This is a genomic window from Gilliamella sp. ESL0250 (assembly GCF_013345045.1).
GTDB lineage: Bacteria > Pseudomonadota > Gammaproteobacteria > Enterobacterales > Orbaceae > Gilliamella > Gilliamella apicola_H.
Genome location: NZ_JAAEDV010000001.1, coordinates 376,155 through 391,602 on the forward strand (window position 1 = coordinate 376,155; position 15,448 = coordinate 391,602).

Here is a 15,448-nt window from a genome sequence, read left to right on the forward strand (position 1 = left end):
TTGCACATAGCTAGTATATCGTTATATACTAGTCGACAATTTTCTTAATGGTTTTATTCTGTGCGTTTAAATTCAAGTCAACAAAAAGCCGTTGAATATGTTTCAGGACCTTGCCTTGTATTGGCGGGCGCAGGTTCGGGAAAGACTCGGGTTATCATCAACAAAATTGCTTATCTAATTCGTGTTAAAGAATATTTGCCACGCCATATTATTGCCGTCACTTTCACCAATAAAGCAGCACGCGAAATGAAAGAACGCATAGCCCAATCGCTTAGCAAACAAGAAGCCAGAGGGCTAAAAATATCGACATTCCATACCTTAGGATTAGATATCGTTCGCAAAGAATATAAACACCTTGGTATTAAGTCGAACTTTTCATTATTTGACGATCACGACCAAACAGCATTATTAAAAGAGCTCACACAACAATGGTTAGATAATGACAAAGATCTTATCAACCAACTACGTGCCACTATATCAAATTGGAAAAACGACATTATCGACTCAACCACTGCCATGGCAAGGGCACAAACTAACAAAGAAAAGCTCTTTGCACACTGCTATCAACTTTACGAAAAACAACTAAAAGCGTGTAGTATTTTAGATTTTGATGATCTCATCTTACTACCTACGCTATTATTAAAAAACAACGAACAAGTCCGCGAAAAGTGGCAAAACAAAGTTCGTTACTTGCTAGTTGACGAATATCAAGATACCAACACTAGCCAATACGAATTTATCAAATTACTAGTTGGCAACCGAGCCAAATTTACCGTCGTTGGTGATGATGACCAATCTATTTACTCATGGCGAGGTGCAAGGCCACAAAATTTAGTATTACTTAAACAAGATTTTCCAACATTAGAAGTCATCAAACTAGAACAAAATTATCGATCATCGGGTCGAATTTTAAAAGTGGCGAATATTTTAATCGAAAATAATCCACACATCTTTGAAAAAAAACTGTTTTCAGAATTAGGTTATGGCGAAACATTAAAAGTCATTTCTGCTGATAGTGAAGAGCACGAAGCCGAAAAAGTCATTAATGATCTTATTGGTCACCGCTTTGCGAATAACGGTCAATATGGTCAATATGCTATTTTATATCGCGGTAATCATCAGGCTCGGCTAATTGAAAAGATGTTAATGCAATATCGCATACCCTATCGAATCTCCGGCGGAACATCGTTTTTTGCGCGAGTTGAAATTAAAGACTTAATGGCGTATTTGCGGTTATTAACTAACACTGATGATGATAATGCGTTTATTCGCATTATCAATACCCCCAAACGAGAAATCGGCCCAGCAACCATCCAAAAACTAGGGGAGTGGGCAAATCACCGCGGTGTCAGCCTATATCAAGCAAGTCATGATATGGGATTGACACAACTGCTTTCTGGTAAGCGTATGGAATCGTTACAGGTATTTATCCATTGGTTTGATACGCTTATTCAAAAATCGCACCATGAACCGATGGACGTGATTTATGAACTGCTGCATGGTATCAATTATGAAAGCTGGATTTATGAAACATCCACATCCCCTGCATCAGGGCAAATGCGTATGCGCAATGTCGAACAGCTAGTTAGCTGGTTAAATGACATGTTAAAAGGCGATGACATTGATGAAGCCATGACACTTGAACAAGCTGTTGCCAGATTCACCTTACGAGACATGCTAGAACGTAACGAAGCCGAAGAAGAGCTTGATCAAGTTCAGCTTATGACACTACATGCCTCAAAAGGGCTAGAGTTTCCTTACGTCTATTTAGTTGGCATGTCCGAAGGACTATTACCACATCAAAACAGTATTGATGAAGACAATATTGAAGAAGAGCGCCGCCTAGCCTATGTAGGCATCACTCGAGCCCAACAAGAGCTCACATTTTCATTTAGCCGACAACGTAAACAATTTGGCGAAACAATGCAAGTTGAACCAAGTCGATTCTTATTAGAACTGCCACAAGACGACTTAGTCTGGCAAGATCAACGTAACGAACTATCTCCCGAAAAAAAAATGCAACAAGGACAAAGCCGCCTAGCCATGCTAAAAGCGCAAATTGCCAAGGCTAAATAGCCGCCCAAAAAGCTCAGCAATAGCGTAAAAAATAGAATCGAATTATTAAAACATAACACTATTAATAAATAATAAGATAAAAGTTATTAAAAAATGGTATACATATCGAGTTGATAATTAAATTAATGATAAGGTTTAAATTCATTAACAATATCAAACTAATAAAAAACAAAATTGATGATATTTTATCAATCTAATGCAATAAACCATTAAAAATCATTGACGGATTAAAATAGCTTTATATAATACTTCCCTAATCGATAATTCCTATCTAAGTCTCCTTAGCTCAGCTGGATAGAGCAACGGCCTTCTAAGCCGTAGGTCACAGGTTCGAATCCTGTAGGGGACGCCATTAAAATATAAGAAGATCAATTAGTTACAACTGCTAAGGTCAAAGATTGATTGCCTTTATTTTTATTTTGTGACCAAATTGTGACTGCATTTGAAAAATGGCTTAAATGCTCAACGTTTAAATGCGCGTATTTTTTACCATCTCCAACGTTTCCCAATCACCCCATTCTTGCAGTGTAAAAAGAGGTGTTCCGCTTTGAACGTGCCAGCTCGCCCGTGTGTGGCGTAGATCGTGAAAATGGAAATCATCAATATTGCAAATTTTCGTAGCATGATTAAAAGCTCGTCGATCAATATCTTTTAATGGGTTATTATTTGCACTTACAAAAATATACTTGCTATTGATAAGTCTTCTGTTTTTTAAAAGCTCAATAGCTTCATTATTTAATAATAATGCTCTTGCCTTACCGTTTTTTGCAATATCATTACTTACTATTGCTATTTTGTTTTGAAAATCTATCTTATCCCATGTCATAGATAAAATTTCAGTTCGCCTTGCACCTGTTAATAATGCAAATAAACAAACGTCTCTCAACCAATTAATTGATATCTTGTTCAGCAATGTTTGAGCTTGCTGTTTTGTGATCCATCTAACCCTAACATTTGGCTCTTTTTGTTTTCCAACATACGGCATAGAGCTGATCCAGTTGTTTTTATGATCTAGACTAAGCGCTCCCAATATCGTTTTACGATATTTGTTTATTGCAGCTGGTACTCATCTGTTACTATTACATAGTTGTTTTTCATTGCGTGAGCAATTAAGAATGCATCAGCTTTATCCAGATTAGCAAAGTCAGTTTTTGCTTTTTCCTTTATTTTCTGGTTTTGAGTCCAGTTCATTAATATTCCGTAACAATTTATTGAAGACATCTCATCTTCAATAAATGAATCTGGAACTGTATTTTTTATCCAGTCACTTATTTCATTATTTTTAAATAAAAGCTCTTTTTTAACGGCATTTATGCTATAGACAATTTTTTTGTTATATAATTTTTATAAAAAATCCCAAAGCGGTTAGCTATATTTTATTTAGAACAATTATCTTTTACGTCTAAATATCCTATGTTCAACCATTGTGCCAACAATTCTTATTTGTTGGTTTAATGTGCTCATTGTTGTGTAATCGGGATTAAGAGGGATAAGCTCAAATTGCATTCTTTCATGCTCATCATATCCCAACTCTCGGTATTTTTTAAAAGTGGCTTCTGATTCACCGTTCATAGCGACCACAAATTCACCGGGTATTGGTTTAATCGCAGGATCAATAATGACAACATCGCCCTCTTTAAATTCTGGCTCCATTGAATCGCCTTTTATTTTTAGTGCAAACGCTTTATCTGATAATTCCAATGATGTCATAATGTATTCAAATCCTGTTGAATCTCTTAATTCGCAAGATTCTGTCCAGACTCCAGCTTGAACAAAACTAATTAAAGGCACTTGGCGAGCCTTTAGATTTATGGATTCTATATTTTTTACTTCTTTCTCTTTCCCGCTTAAGAGCCATGCCATATCACATTTAAGAGCAACAGATATTTCATATAAATAGCGAGGTTTTTTTACATCTCCACTTTCAATCGCTTGATAAGATTGTTGTTTTATTCCAACTTGCGAAGCTACTTGTTCCTGCGTTAAATTTAATTCTTCTCGTCTGGTTCGGATTCGTTGACCAAGATTATTCATTTTAAAAGTCTCCATTGTGTTAAAAAAATAATACAGATAAATCTGTAATTGACAAACAGTATAAACTGTTATTTAATACAGTTATAACTGTTGATGTTTAATAAGGGCAAATATGACAATGGGGTAACGAGTTAAACAAAAAAGAATTGAGCAAAATATAAACCAATCTTTTTTAGCTAATTTGGTCGGCATAAAACAACAGTCAATTAGCGATTTAGAATCTGGGAATATAGAAAACCAAGGAATATCGTAGAAATAGCTGAAGCTTTGAACTGTTCTGCTGAATGGCTATATTACGGAAATGAAGTTAATTTGAGGTGCGCATGAGTACATTAAACAATGAACGCACGCAGAGCCAATGCGAAAACATTTTACGGCATTTGCAAAGTGGTAAAACCATTAATCCATTACAAGCATTGAATGAATATGGTTGCTTTAGACTGGGTGCGCGTATTTATGATTTAAAACAGAGCGGATATAACATTGATAGCCGAATGACAAAAGCAGAAAACGGTAAGAAATATGCTGAATATTCTATGAGGATAATCAATTGAACGCAGTTGAAAAACTAAAACTAATAGGGCGTCCGAATGCATACTATCCAAAATTAGCAAAACCTTTAGGTGGTGTTAGTTCTGCTGTTTTATTCTCACAATTATTTTATTGGCAAGATAAGTCTACGTCTGATTTAGGTGTGTATAAAACTCGGGATGAACTTGAAGATGAAACAGGCTTAACACATAACGAGCAACGAACTGCAATAAAAAAACTATGCGAAAAAGGTGTTTTAATTGTTACAGAAAAGAGGTTAGAACATAAAACTTTTTACAAGATTGACAATGAAAAAGTTAATCAAGTTTTAAGCGATTTCGCCAACTCTATAACTCAATCATCACGACAAATGAAAAGTAGTTGCCCCGATCTCTACAATGTAGATGTCGAGACGACTACAAAATTAAGGTCGTTATATCAAGAGATTACTACAAAGAGTACTACAGAGAATACTACAAATATTATTGAGGATAAACCTAAAAAGCCAAAACGAGCACGCCAATTGCCTGATGGTTTTAAACCTAACAGTCATCATCGTTATATTGCGCAAAATGAAAATATCGATTTGGATAATGAATTTGTGAAGTTCAACGATTATTGTTTGGCTAGTGGGAAAAAATACATTGATTGGGATGCCGCATTTAATAATTGGTTACGCAATGCTGGGAAATATCAAAGATATAATCCATCTAGTAATAAATCCAATTTTACGAGCCTTGCTGAGCGAAATAGGCAAGTGCTTGAGAGCATGAGGAGTTAGTAATGGCGAAGATCACAGATGAATTTTTAGCTGTTATTGGGGGATTACTTGACCTCTATGGACAGCAAGCAAGCACTACCAAAGTTAATATTTATTGGTCAACGGTAGGGCAATATCCCATCGAGTCGTTACGAAGAGCTGCTAATGTATGGGTGCGTAAAAGTCAATTTATGCCGAAGCCTGCGGATTTAATCAAGCTAATGGATGGTTCGAATAATCATCTGTCATCAGATGAAGCGTGGTCGATTGCAATACTTGCTAGCAATGAAAACAATACGGTTGTTTGGACTAATGAAATAGCAAAAGCGTGGGCACAAGCTGAGATTGTCTACCGAAATGGCGACAAAATTGGAGCAAGGCGGACATTTATTAATGCATATGAGCGAATGGTTGATGAATCAATGATGTATGGACGTACCATTGAAGTGTTTGTTTCGCTAGGTAGTGATAAAGAAAAACGTACTGACGCTATAAATCATGCTGTTTTTACAGGGTTGTTAACGCAAGATCGAGCTAATTATTATCTGCCGAAACCAGAGAATTCGTTTGCAATGCTTGAATGTAAAATCAAGCAGGGAGCATCAAATAACAGCATGATGCATATTGCTAGTATTAAACAGATGTTAAAAACAGGTAGAGTCTGTGTTACAGCGAGCTAATCACAGCCCACAAGGTCGCATCACATATTCAAAAATATGTTGTATGAGGATGTTAGAACGAGAATACAGTGTGGTGAGAATACAGTAAAGATTAAGCAACAATTAGCAGAACAGTATAAAGAACAATTATCAAAGGTGAAATGATGCAGAAGAAACACAAACTAATTAAAACTGATTTTAAATGCCCAGAATGTGGTGGAGAGTGTTTATATAACGTTGATTTAGACTTATTTGTTTGCAATAGACCTCTTATCAATGGTAACAGTGGAGTAAAAGGCTCTTGTGGTAAGTTTTATATGAATAAAATTAGGGCGAAACAATAATTAGGCTAACTAAAGAAGGATAGAGTTGAGGGCGTTGAGTAAGTTTGCCGTGCTGTAATAATAATCCAGAAACCACGGTATTAGCTTATCGTCGATTAGCTGGCTCCTGTTGGCGTAGTGATGAGAACTCAAGATATATTGATTAGGGAGGAAAAATTAAAATATGATTTATCTAATTTTTCCTTATTCACCAACGGTTAATCATTATTTGAGGGGAACGGCAAGAAAGCAAAGTTATATTAAACCTGATGACATTAAATTAGAAATATCGTTATTGCTATTGTATTGCAAAATAAAGCTAATAATAAGTTATCTGAAAGGGTGATCTTACATGGTAGATAGAAGAAAGCCAAATTTAGATAATATAAATAATGCCGTTTTTGATGCATTAATTCATAGCGGTGTCATTTTAGACGATGAACAAATAGATGTATTGCATAGCGAAAGCAGAAAAATGGTAAAGAGTGAAAAAATAGAATTAGTTATAAACAAATTGGAGTAATGATGAGAGAAACTAAAGAAATTTTAACAGCATGGAAAAACACTCGTATATTAAAAAGAATGGGAACAGAATACCCTTCAAAATCGGCTGGCTTTAATGGTGCGCCAATAGATTTTGATTATCGTCAGTATTTGACCGAAGATGAGGCAGAAATTGTTGATGATGCTGTGCTGATTTTAAAAAATGATAATTATTCTCAGTGGATTGTTTTAACCGCATATTATTTGCGGGGAGTTTCGTGTAACGCTCAAGCAAAAGCGATAGGGAAGCGTCCACATGATATTATTAATTTATTAAATCAAGCTGAGATGTTTATAAGGGGAAATATTTACGTACATTTCAAAAAAATTGCATAAAATGCAAAATTTTTAGATAAAAAAACTGGACTTTGCGCAAATGCGCATGTATAATTATATCAAAATGCGGTTTTCAACGCATGGAATTTAAGTTGGCTAAAATAGTTGAGCTTTTTTGCTATCCATATGTGTGTAATTTTATGAGAACACGGGCATATAGACGACATCAAGTTAAACGATGTCTAAATAATAGAAAGAATAATTTTTATTCTGGCGGTTCTTGAAAATCACTTAAAAAACATGTAACAACACCAGCAGCTTGCTCTTGTTGGATGTGTGAAAACCCAAGGCGATATCTCAACGAGTTAACATTGCAGGAACATCGCTCATTACTGAGTTTAAAAGAAAGCCTCAATTAAGAGGCTTTTTTGTTATCAAAATAGAATTTTGTTAATTGAAGCCGCTTAATAGCGGTTTTTTTATATCTAAATTTTATACATGTCAGCGACATTGATGTCGTTGATATCTAAACCGTGCCCATAAGCTCTGCATATCATGTACGTTTGGGTCCATTTATTTCTACAGAATCGACAGCAAAGCTAGACACACACATAACTACACAATAGCTAGTACGCTGTCATATCATTAACTAATAAAAAGATTTAATTATGCCGATAAAAGACCCTGATAATGTCAACTGGGTTGTTGTCATTTATCTATTTATCATTACATCGCTCGGATCATTAGCTAGCTATTGCTACCATGTGCTGAACGGTGGCAAATTCAATATTTGGGTGTTAATTGCTCAGATATTTATCTCAACATTTGCTGGCGCATTAGTTGTACTGGCTGCTAGCTATTTTAATTGGCAATTTGAATTTGCTGGAGGTGTAGCCGGTCTAGCTGGTTGGTCTGGCGCTACTCTTATTAAAGCGTTAGAAGAGAGGTTAATCAAAAAAGCGAAAGGAGATGGCAGATGAAGCTAACAAGGTTAAAAACCAGTGAACATGGTACGTTTGGTAAAATTCAGTTGCCATCTGGTAAGATTTTATCAACCTTAGAACTGCCATGGAAAGATAATCAACGTCAAATTTCATGTATTCCAGCTGCAATCTATCAATGTGACATAGTTAATTCGCCAAAGTTTGGTCGAGTATATCAAGTTAAAAATGTTCCTAATCGCTTTCATATTTTAATTCACGCCGGCAATTGGACCAAAAATACACTGGGTTGTATTTTAGTCGGTATGAGCAATAACGATTCCCAGTTATTTGGAAGCAGAAAGGCATTAAATCTATTGATGAATGAGCTTAACGGACAGTCATTTAAGTTAGAAATTATAGAAATCTATGAATAAAACAAATGTAGCATTGATTAGCGCGTTGATATTTGCTTGTTATTTTGCATTCAACTGCTGGCAAGATAAAAGGCTTGCGGTAATGAGAGTAAATAAAGCCGAAGAAAAGTATGAAAAGTACATACAAGATAACAATGAAGTTAAAAAAATTGAATCAAATATTATCGAGGCAATAAAAAATGGTCAAGCTAAAACAAATGCTTTACGTAATGATATCGATAATGGTCTTGTCGAGTTGCGCGTCAAAGTCGAATCCATCGAGCGGGATAGTGCCACCACCAGCGGTATTGCTAACAAAGCCTTACGACTTGCAAAGTCTTCTCAACAAGATTATTACAATCTCACCAATGCAATCGAGTACAATAAAGTAATAATTGACGGGTGGCAGAAATACTATTGTAAAGAGATTGCACCAAAGAATAATACTGAGTTTATGTGTGATTAGATTATCACAATCATCAACGTATACAACAACACTAGATGGTGTAAATTCCAACTAAAATATTCTATGTTACATGTTTAAAGTAAAGCAGATATGAACGCATTATCGTAGTAGACCACATCATTCCGAATAAATTTGAACAGGCCTTAATACCTAAAGACCAAGCAATAATATTATTCCGCAATGCTGTCGCTACGGTTGATCAGTCGCCAGCATTATCCGTGTAAATTAATGAAGCAGGTTAAACAATGAAATTATCACATATCGTCCACATATTGCGCCATTTTAGCCCTAGCTTTGAAGGTCGTGTTGGGGGTGCTGCTGAATTTTCAGCTATCAAAGATACGGCATTCTTGCAATTACCTGCCGCTTATGTGGTTCCGCTTGATGATAGAGCAGAAGATAACAAGTCACAAACAGATTATTGGCAAAATGTGACAGAGAGGTTTGGGGTTATTGTTGTATTAAAGCCTATTGATGAGCGAGGACAACACGAAGCATACGACATTGTCGAAAATATAAAAACCGAACTTTGGCGAGCATTGCTGGGCTATGAACCTTCACCTGCGCATTATCCTATTCAATATGATGGTGGTGATTTACTTGATTTAGATCGAGGGAGAATTTTTTATCAATTTAATTTTAGTTCAGTGCGGGAAGTTGGGTTTGAGGATACTCGACAATATTTTGATTTAAACGCTATTGATAACCCAATCCCCGATCCTGATTGGCAACCCGATCCAAATAACCCCGATATTACCGAACCTCCGCAGTATAACCCGTTAAACATTGGCAACTTCGATACCCTATCAGGGGTTATTAATGAACGGGATTCGGGGGTAACTGTGAATTTTCAAAATAACAATATCTATGAGAGAGACAATGATAATTAAATCTGTCAATAACAAACAGGTATATGATCCAGATAATGGGGATTATTTACCAACTAACGGTCGTAATGTTGAGTTTAACCAATACTGGGCTAGACGACTAACAAATAATGATGTTGAAGAAGTTACAAACATCAAAGTAAAACAAGAAAAAAGGGTAGCTAAAAATGACAATTAGTTTTAACAATATTCCTAACAATATAAAAGTCCCTCTATTTTATGCGGAAGTGGATTCATCTGCAGCGAATACAATCCAAGATAGTGGTGCTTCATTAATTATTGCTTATCCGCTAGCGGATAGTACCATTGAACGTAATAAGCTCATTATTATGTCGTCTGTAGATCAAGCTAAAAAACTCGCAGGCCGAGGCAGTCAATTATCTAGAATGGTTGAATCCTATCGCAATATCGATAATTTTGGCGAACTTTTTGTGATTGCAGTAGATGAACCCACTGCTGGCTCGAATGCATCTGGTACTATCCAAATATCGGGTACAGCAGAACAAACAGGCACATTAAGTCTCTATATCGGTAACAGTAAAATTCAATCGAGAGTAACCGTTTCTGATACTGCAGAAAGCATAGCAAACGGTTTACATAATGCGATTAATGCTCATCCTGATTTACCCGTTACCGCAACCGTGACGAATAGCACAATAACGCTAACAGCCAAACACAAAGGATTGAGCGGTAATGATATTCCTCTGTGCTTTAACTACTATGGCACAATCGGCGGAGAAGAAACCCCAGACGGTTTAAATATTGTTATCACTCAAATGAATGGTGGAACTGGCACTCCAGATTTAACGCCAGTTATTGCCGCTATGGGTGACAAACTCCTTGATTTTATCGCATTCCCATTTAATGACTTATCATCTTTGGCAACATTTAATCATGAAATGGATGATACTACAGGACGTTGGAGCTATGCGCGCCAATTGTATGGACATGCTTATACCGCTAAAAAAGGTGATTTATCCGAACTTATAGAGTTTGGCGATAAATTAAATTACCAACATATTACCGTTGCAGGTTATGAAAAAACTATTCAAACGGGTATTGATGAATTAATTGCGATGCGAACTGCTCGTAATGCTGTATTTATTCGTAATGATCCGGCTCGACCAACGCAAACTGGATTATTAAATGGTGCATTACCTGCATCTGATAGCAATCTGTTTACACTAACAGAGCAACAATCATTATTAAGCCACGGCATTGCGACAGCATATGTTTCTAGCGGTAATTTATTAATTCAGCGAGATATCACCACATATCAACGTAACAGTTATGGCATTGCGGATAATAGCTATCTTGATAGTGAAACACTTCATACACTCGCTTATGTATTACGTAAATTACGTAGTGTGATCACATCTAAATACCCAAGGCATAAATTGGCTAATGACGGAACCAGATTTGGGGCAGGACAGGCAATTATTACACCCGCAGTAGCTAAGGCGGAAATCAATGCCACTTATCGTCAATTAGAATTATTAGGCTTAGTTGAAAACTTTGATTTATTTAAAAAGAACTTAATTGTTGAACGAAATGTCAACGATCCAAATCGATTGGATGTGTTATTCCCACCCGATCTCGTTAATCAACTACGCGTTTTTGCTGTGTTAGCACAGTTTAGATTGCAATATCAAGAGGAGAAAAACTAATGACACAACGACGTATCGCTGGAACAACTTATATTAAAGTTGATTCCAACCAACTATCATTAACGGGCGGTATTGAAGTCCCGATGAATACTAACGTTAAAGAAAGTATTTTGGGGTTAGATAATAGCGTTCACTATAAAGAAACATTCCGTGCACCCTACATTAAAGGGACATTTAAAGTACCGGGCGATTTTCCAATCGACAAGTTGGTGTCGAGTGATTCAATGACCGTTACCGCAGAACTGGCCAACGGCAAAGTTTACGTTTTATCTAATGCTTGGGTTGAAGGTGAAGTTAATCACAATGCCGAAGAAGGTACAGCAGAAATCGAATTTCATGGTGAAGAAGGATTTTATCAATAATGAAAGAAATTAAATTATCACAGCCGATTATGGCACACGGCAATGAGTTACATGTACTGGAATTAAAAGAGCCAACAGTCAAAGATATCAAAAAATTAGGCTTTCCATTTGATAGCCAGATGATTGGAGATCCTAAAAAAGTGGCTGATTACATTGTTGCGTTAGGTAACGTTACACCAAGCTCTGTTGAACAGCTCACCCCGTATGATTTTTTAATGATCACCGGTGAAATTATGATGTTCTTTGGCCCAAAGGAGAAGGAGACAATACCTACAGTGGAGGAACAGGCGACAGTGAAATAATCACAATCGAATATCTCGTAAACCTTTGTTTTGACCTCGCCAAGTATTGGCAACTCTCCCCCTTTTATATCATAGAAGAATGTTCACTATCCGAAGTTTTTGAATTATGTGAACAAGCAAATCGCATAGAAAATAGCAAGGAATCATAAATGGCAGGCTTTAACTTAAAAGCAGTGGTGACATGTGTTGATAAGCTGTCACCTCAATTAAACAAAATGAAAGAAAAACTTGAGGAGTTCCAAAAAAAAATGAACGAATCAGGCTTTGGCAAACTTGGTTTAAAAGATGCTGTAACGGGCCTTTCTATTTCTCAGCCATTTGTAAAAGGGGTGGAGGATGCGATGGCATATGAAGAAGTGATGGCGGACCTCAGGAAGGTTGTTGACTTTGATACGCCTGAACAATTTAAACAAATGGGGCAAGATATTCGTGAAATGTCATTACGTTTGCCAATAGCAGCAAAAGATATCGCCTCTATCGTTGCTGCAGGTGGTCAGGCAAATATCCCAAAAGATGATTTGATACAATTTACTGAAGATGCTGTAAAAATGGGTATTGCATTTGGTACCTCAGCCGAAGAGGCTGTCAGTAATATGGCTACTTGGCGAACGGATTTAAAACTCACTCAAAGTGAAGTTGTTGGCCTATCCGACAAGATCAATTTATTGAGTAATGCACAAGGTGTAAAAGCAAAAGACATTTCAGATGTAGTCACAAAAATGGGGGCGCTTGCGGCAACATCTGGGGTTAGTGCTGATAAATTAGCAGCATTAAGCTCAACAATCATTGCAACAGGTACTAATACCGATCAGGCGGCTACCGGTATTGAAAACTTAATGCTGACGCTGACATCAGGTATAGGAGCGACTGAGGAGCAACAAGAGGCATTGCAACAGTTAGGCTTCACATCAACTCAAATAGCAAAAGGGATGCAGAAAGATGCCGAAGGGACAATTATGTCGGTACTTGAATCATTAGGTGAAGTGTCTAAAGATCGTCAATCGGCTGTATTAACCATGTTATTCGGTAAAGAAAGTGTTGCAGCTATATCTCCATTACTCGACAATATGGAGCTATTAAAAACAAACTTTAATCGGGTTGGTAATGCTTCTCAATATGCTGGTTCAATGCAGAAAGCATATGAATCCTGTTCAAACACGACCGCAAATAAACTACGACTTTTTGACAATGCGCTAACCAATATTAGTTTATCAATTGGTGACGCCTTATTACCGGCATTTAGTCAACTATTAGAGGAGTTAACACCGCTGGTTATTTCGTTCGGGCATTTTATTCAAGAAAACCCTGAGCTAGTGAAAATGGTGGCGATGGCTATTGCGGGATTAATTGGATTACGGATTGCGTGTGCCGGTGTGAACTTTATTGTTGATGCATTATCAACGGGGATCGATATTTACAACGGCGTGCTCAAAGCTAATGAATTGGCAACAAAGTTTCATGCGGCTGCTCAAATAAAATTATCAAATGTATTTAAAAAGGTACGCGCAGCATCAATGGCTTTAAATGCGGTAATGGCGGCGAATCCAATAGGATTTATTATGACGGGCATTGCTATAGCTGCAGTGTTAATCATTACATACTGGGATGATATTGTTAAATTTTTTCAGTGGTTGTGGGGGGTAATTAAGCCTTATGTCATGCCTATTTTTGATGTCTTTATTGACGGATTTAAAGCTGGAGCGGCGCTAATTGAAGAAGGTTGGAATGCTGTTATTAAGTTTTTCAGTGAGTTATGGGAATTCATTAAACCATTTGTTATGCCCATTATTAACCTCTTTATAGAAAGTTTTGAATCTGGTGGTGAAAACATCGTAAAATCATGGCAGGTGGTAAGTAATTTCTTTAGCGATCTATGGGAGTTTATTCAACCTCATGTAATGCAGATCATCGATGTATTTGTCGAACCTTTCAAAGACGCTGGTGAAGCTATACCAAAAGTGTGGGAAAGTGTTCAGAATTTCTTTAAAAACTTATGGGATAACGTTAAGTCCGGCATCCAGCCGCTACTTGATGCATGGAACTCTATTTTTGGTGAAAAAGAAAAGCAAGTAAAAGTGACTGTTGATACAGGGAGTTTACCGAAAGAAATGACCCGTCCAATGGTTGCATCCCCATATTATCAAAAACCGCAAATGCCACTAAATAACTTTTCAAATAGTAATGCAAATCGAAATAGCAACGGTGAATTGGTCGTGAAGTTTGAAAATGCACCACAAGGAACTATTGTAAAACAAACCAAGCAAGCATCAGGTTTTAATACTAAAGCTGATGTTGGCTGGAATCCATATGCTTTAGGAATATATTGATGAACTTCATGAATTGGTTAAATAATTTATTGCCGGCTAGTTTTCGTGGTGTACCGTTTCAAGTTAGCGGTACATCATCTGAATTCGGTCGGCGCAATCAAACACATGAATACCCGTTTAGGGATGTGCCCTATACCGAAGATCTGGGGCGTTCAGCACGTAAAAATAAAATTGACGCCTTTGTGATTGGTGACGATCACAAAGAACAAGCTGAAAAACTGATAGAAGCAATCGAGGAAAAAGGCGCAGGGATACTCATCCATCCAATACTTGGTGAACTTAATGTCAATATTGTGGGTACCGCAACAGTAAGTAATTCCGTTGAAAACGGTCGAATGACTGTTATTTCATTCTCCTTTGTTGAAGCCGGTGAATTAATATTCCCCGATTCCTCTGTTGCTACTGATGATGTAGTTGATGAAAATGCAGATAATGTAGATCAAGCGCTATTAGATACGTTTGAAGATTTTGACTTAATCGATGCGCCCGATTTTGTACAAAGTAATATTCTTGATGACATCATGTCAATTTTAAATGACATTGCTGATGCTTATAATGCGATAACACCATATGTTAATGATGCGGTTAAAATATTAAATAGTGACTTGTCGCCAATTCTTGGTGCTGGTGGCTCATCCATTATTAATTCAATTAAACATGTTTGGAAGAGTGCGACAAAATTTGTCAATTCGGGGAACGAACTGGTTTTAAGAGCTAAAGTATTTACGAGCATATCGTCTATAAAAAGTGCTTTACCTGATGTTATTTGGTTAACGGATAGCAAATCCACCAAAAAAAGAAAGAAAAATCAAAACTTAATTAATACTGCTATTCGAGTAACCGCACTAACAGAAGCATCACGAATAATCGCATCACTACCGAAACAGGTTGAAGATAAA

Annotated in this window: 18 protein-coding genes, 1 tRNA gene and 2 pseudogenes; 18 read left to right on the forward strand and 3 right to left on the reverse strand. The window is 36.7% G+C overall.

Annotated elements, in window-relative coordinates; all coding sequences use genetic code 11:
* Positions 1-60: 60 nt before the first annotated feature.
* Together rep and GYY69_RS01715 are read left to right on the forward strand one after the other, a co-directional pair.
* A complete protein-coding gene (gene rep, locus GYY69_RS01710; protein ID WP_174796122.1) occupies positions 61-2,076 on the forward strand; it encodes a DNA helicase Rep in 2,016 nt (671 codons plus the stop codon).
* Between the two features lie 275 nt (positions 2,077-2,351).
* Positions 2,352-2,428: transfer RNA gene (locus tag GYY69_RS01715), tRNA-Arg, on the forward strand.
* A gap of 16 nt (positions 2,429-2,444) precedes the next feature.
* Here the strand turns inward: GYY69_RS01715 and GYY69_RS01720 are convergent.
* The 3 genes and pseudogenes from GYY69_RS01720 to GYY69_RS01730 form a co-directional block, all read right to left on the reverse strand.
* A pseudogene (locus GYY69_RS01720) lies at positions 2,445-3,127 on the reverse strand (site-specific integrase); the annotation flags it as partial.
* Positions 3,127-3,402, reverse strand: a complete 276-nt coding sequence (locus GYY69_RS01725) for a DUF4411 family protein (RefSeq protein WP_174796158.1) — start codon at positions 3,400-3,402, stop codon at positions 3,127-3,129. The pseudogene GYY69_RS01720 and the gene GYY69_RS01725, both read right to left, overlap by 1 nt.
* A 63-nt stretch (positions 3,403-3,465) precedes the next feature.
* Positions 3,466-4,110, reverse strand: coding sequence for a LexA family protein (locus GYY69_RS01730; RefSeq protein WP_174796123.1), 645 nt, complete (start codon positions 4,108-4,110; stop codon positions 3,466-3,468).
* Positions 4,111-4,252: 142 nt separating this feature from the next.
* Between GYY69_RS01730 and GYY69_RS12995 the strand changes: the two are divergent.
* From GYY69_RS12995 to GYY69_RS01810, 16 genes and pseudogenes are all read left to right on the forward strand, one after another.
* Positions 4,253-4,363: pseudogene (locus GYY69_RS12995) on the forward strand (helix-turn-helix domain-containing protein); the annotation flags it as partial.
* 70 nt (positions 4,364-4,433) lie between these two features.
* A complete protein-coding gene (locus GYY69_RS01740; RefSeq protein WP_174796124.1) occupies positions 4,434-4,664 on the forward strand; it encodes a helix-turn-helix domain-containing protein in 231 nt (76 codons plus the stop codon).
* Positions 4,661-5,422, forward strand: coding sequence for a hypothetical protein (locus GYY69_RS01745; RefSeq protein WP_174796125.1), 762 nt, complete (start codon positions 4,661-4,663; stop codon positions 5,420-5,422). Before GYY69_RS01740 ends, GYY69_RS01745 begins: the two co-directional genes overlap by 4 nt.
* A 2-nt stretch (positions 5,423-5,424) precedes the next feature.
* Complete coding sequence (locus GYY69_RS01750; protein ID WP_174796126.1) at positions 5,425-6,081, forward strand: hypothetical protein; 657 nt, start codon at positions 5,425-5,427, stop codon at positions 6,079-6,081.
* Between the two features lie 654 nt (positions 6,082-6,735).
* A complete protein-coding gene (locus GYY69_RS01755; RefSeq protein WP_174796127.1) occupies positions 6,736-6,906 on the forward strand; it encodes a RusA family crossover junction endodeoxyribonuclease in 171 nt (56 codons plus the stop codon).
* A gap of 2 nt (positions 6,907-6,908) precedes the next feature.
* Positions 6,909-7,262 carry an antiterminator Q family protein gene (locus tag GYY69_RS01760; RefSeq protein WP_174796128.1) on the forward strand — a complete coding sequence of 118 codons (354 nt, stop codon included), beginning with the start codon at positions 6,909-6,911 and terminating at the stop codon, positions 7,260-7,262.
* Positions 7,263-7,870: 608 nt separating this feature from the next.
* The gene (locus tag GYY69_RS01765) at positions 7,871-8,182 is read left to right on the forward strand and encodes a phage holin family protein (RefSeq protein WP_174796129.1); all 312 of its coding nucleotides are present in this window, start codon (positions 7,871-7,873) and stop codon (positions 8,180-8,182) included.
* Positions 8,179-8,559, forward strand: a complete 381-nt coding sequence (locus GYY69_RS01770; protein WP_174796130.1) for a DUF5675 family protein — start codon at positions 8,179-8,181, stop codon at positions 8,557-8,559. Before GYY69_RS01765 ends, GYY69_RS01770 begins: the two co-directional genes overlap by 4 nt.
* Complete coding sequence (locus GYY69_RS01775) at positions 8,552-9,004, forward strand: lysis system i-spanin subunit Rz (protein ID WP_174796131.1); 453 nt, start codon at positions 8,552-8,554, stop codon at positions 9,002-9,004. Before GYY69_RS01770 ends, GYY69_RS01775 begins: the two co-directional genes overlap by 8 nt.
* A 245-nt stretch (positions 9,005-9,249) precedes the next feature.
* On the forward strand, positions 9,250-9,894 hold the full coding sequence (locus GYY69_RS01780; RefSeq protein WP_174796132.1) for a phage tail terminator protein: 645 nt from the start codon (positions 9,250-9,252) through the stop codon (positions 9,892-9,894).
* Positions 9,884-10,069: a DUF2635 domain-containing protein gene (locus GYY69_RS01785; RefSeq protein WP_174796133.1), complete on the forward strand. Its 186-nt coding sequence runs from the start codon at positions 9,884-9,886 to the stop codon at positions 10,067-10,069. Before GYY69_RS01780 ends, GYY69_RS01785 begins: the two co-directional genes overlap by 11 nt.
* The gene (locus GYY69_RS01790) at positions 10,059-11,558 is read left to right on the forward strand and encodes a phage tail sheath subtilisin-like domain-containing protein (RefSeq protein WP_174796134.1); all 1,500 of its coding nucleotides are present in this window, start codon (positions 10,059-10,061) and stop codon (positions 11,556-11,558) included. Before GYY69_RS01785 ends, GYY69_RS01790 begins: the two co-directional genes overlap by 11 nt.
* Positions 11,558-11,920 carry a phage tail tube protein gene (locus GYY69_RS01795; protein WP_065638840.1) on the forward strand — a complete coding sequence of 121 codons (363 nt, stop codon included), beginning with the start codon at positions 11,558-11,560 and terminating at the stop codon, positions 11,918-11,920. The genes GYY69_RS01790 and GYY69_RS01795 overlap by 1 nt, the downstream gene beginning before the upstream one ends.
* Complete coding sequence (locus tag GYY69_RS01800) at positions 11,920-12,222, forward strand: phage tail assembly protein (RefSeq protein WP_174796135.1); 303 nt, start codon at positions 11,920-11,922, stop codon at positions 12,220-12,222. Before GYY69_RS01795 ends, GYY69_RS01800 begins: the two co-directional genes overlap by 1 nt.
* Before the next feature lie 149 nt (positions 12,223-12,371).
* On the forward strand, positions 12,372-14,549 hold the full coding sequence (locus GYY69_RS01805) for a phage tail tape measure protein (RefSeq protein WP_174796136.1): 2,178 nt from the start codon (positions 12,372-12,374) through the stop codon (positions 14,547-14,549).
* Positions 14,549-15,448, forward strand: a 900-nt coding sequence (locus tag GYY69_RS01810; protein ID WP_174796137.1) for a DNA circularization protein, incomplete at its 3' end; no start/stop codon positions are given. The genes GYY69_RS01805 and GYY69_RS01810, both read left to right, overlap by 1 nt.

Excerpts from the sequence above, each read along its gene's own strand:
- GYY69_RS01730 (WP_174796123.1), bottom strand. The coding sequence starts at position 4,110 with ATGAATAATCTTGGTCAACGAATCCGAACCAGACGAGAAGAATTAAAT.
- GYY69_RS01740 (WP_174796124.1), top strand. The coding sequence starts at position 4,434 with ATGAGTACATTAAACAATGAACGCACGCAGAGCCAATGCGAAAACATT.
- GYY69_RS01750 (WP_174796126.1), top strand. The coding sequence starts at position 5,425 with ATGGCGAAGATCACAGATGAATTTTTAGCTGTTATTGGGGGATTACTT.
- GYY69_RS01755 (WP_174796127.1), top strand. The coding sequence starts at position 6,736 with ATGGTAGATAGAAGAAAGCCAAATTTAGATAATATAAATAATGCCGTT.
- GYY69_RS01760 (WP_174796128.1), top strand. The coding sequence starts at position 6,909 with ATGAGAGAAACTAAAGAAATTTTAACAGCATGGAAAAACACTCGTATA.
- GYY69_RS01765 (WP_174796129.1), top strand. The coding sequence starts at position 7,871 with ATGCCGATAAAAGACCCTGATAATGTCAACTGGGTTGTTGTCATTTAT.
- GYY69_RS01770 (WP_174796130.1), top strand. The coding sequence starts at position 8,179 with ATGAAGCTAACAAGGTTAAAAACCAGTGAACATGGTACGTTTGGTAAA.
- GYY69_RS01775 (WP_174796131.1), top strand. The coding sequence starts at position 8,552 with ATGAATAAAACAAATGTAGCATTGATTAGCGCGTTGATATTTGCTTGT.
- GYY69_RS01780 (WP_174796132.1), top strand. The coding sequence starts at position 9,250 with ATGAAATTATCACATATCGTCCACATATTGCGCCATTTTAGCCCTAGC.
- GYY69_RS01785 (WP_174796133.1), top strand. The coding sequence starts at position 9,884 with ATGATAATTAAATCTGTCAATAACAAACAGGTATATGATCCAGATAAT.
- GYY69_RS01790 (WP_174796134.1), top strand. The coding sequence starts at position 10,059 with ATGACAATTAGTTTTAACAATATTCCTAACAATATAAAAGTCCCTCTA.
- GYY69_RS01795 (WP_065638840.1), top strand. The coding sequence starts at position 11,558 with ATGACACAACGACGTATCGCTGGAACAACTTATATTAAAGTTGATTCC.
- GYY69_RS01800 (WP_174796135.1), top strand. The coding sequence starts at position 11,920 with ATGAAAGAAATTAAATTATCACAGCCGATTATGGCACACGGCAATGAG.
- GYY69_RS01805 (WP_174796136.1), top strand. The coding sequence starts at position 12,372 with ATGGCAGGCTTTAACTTAAAAGCAGTGGTGACATGTGTTGATAAGCTG.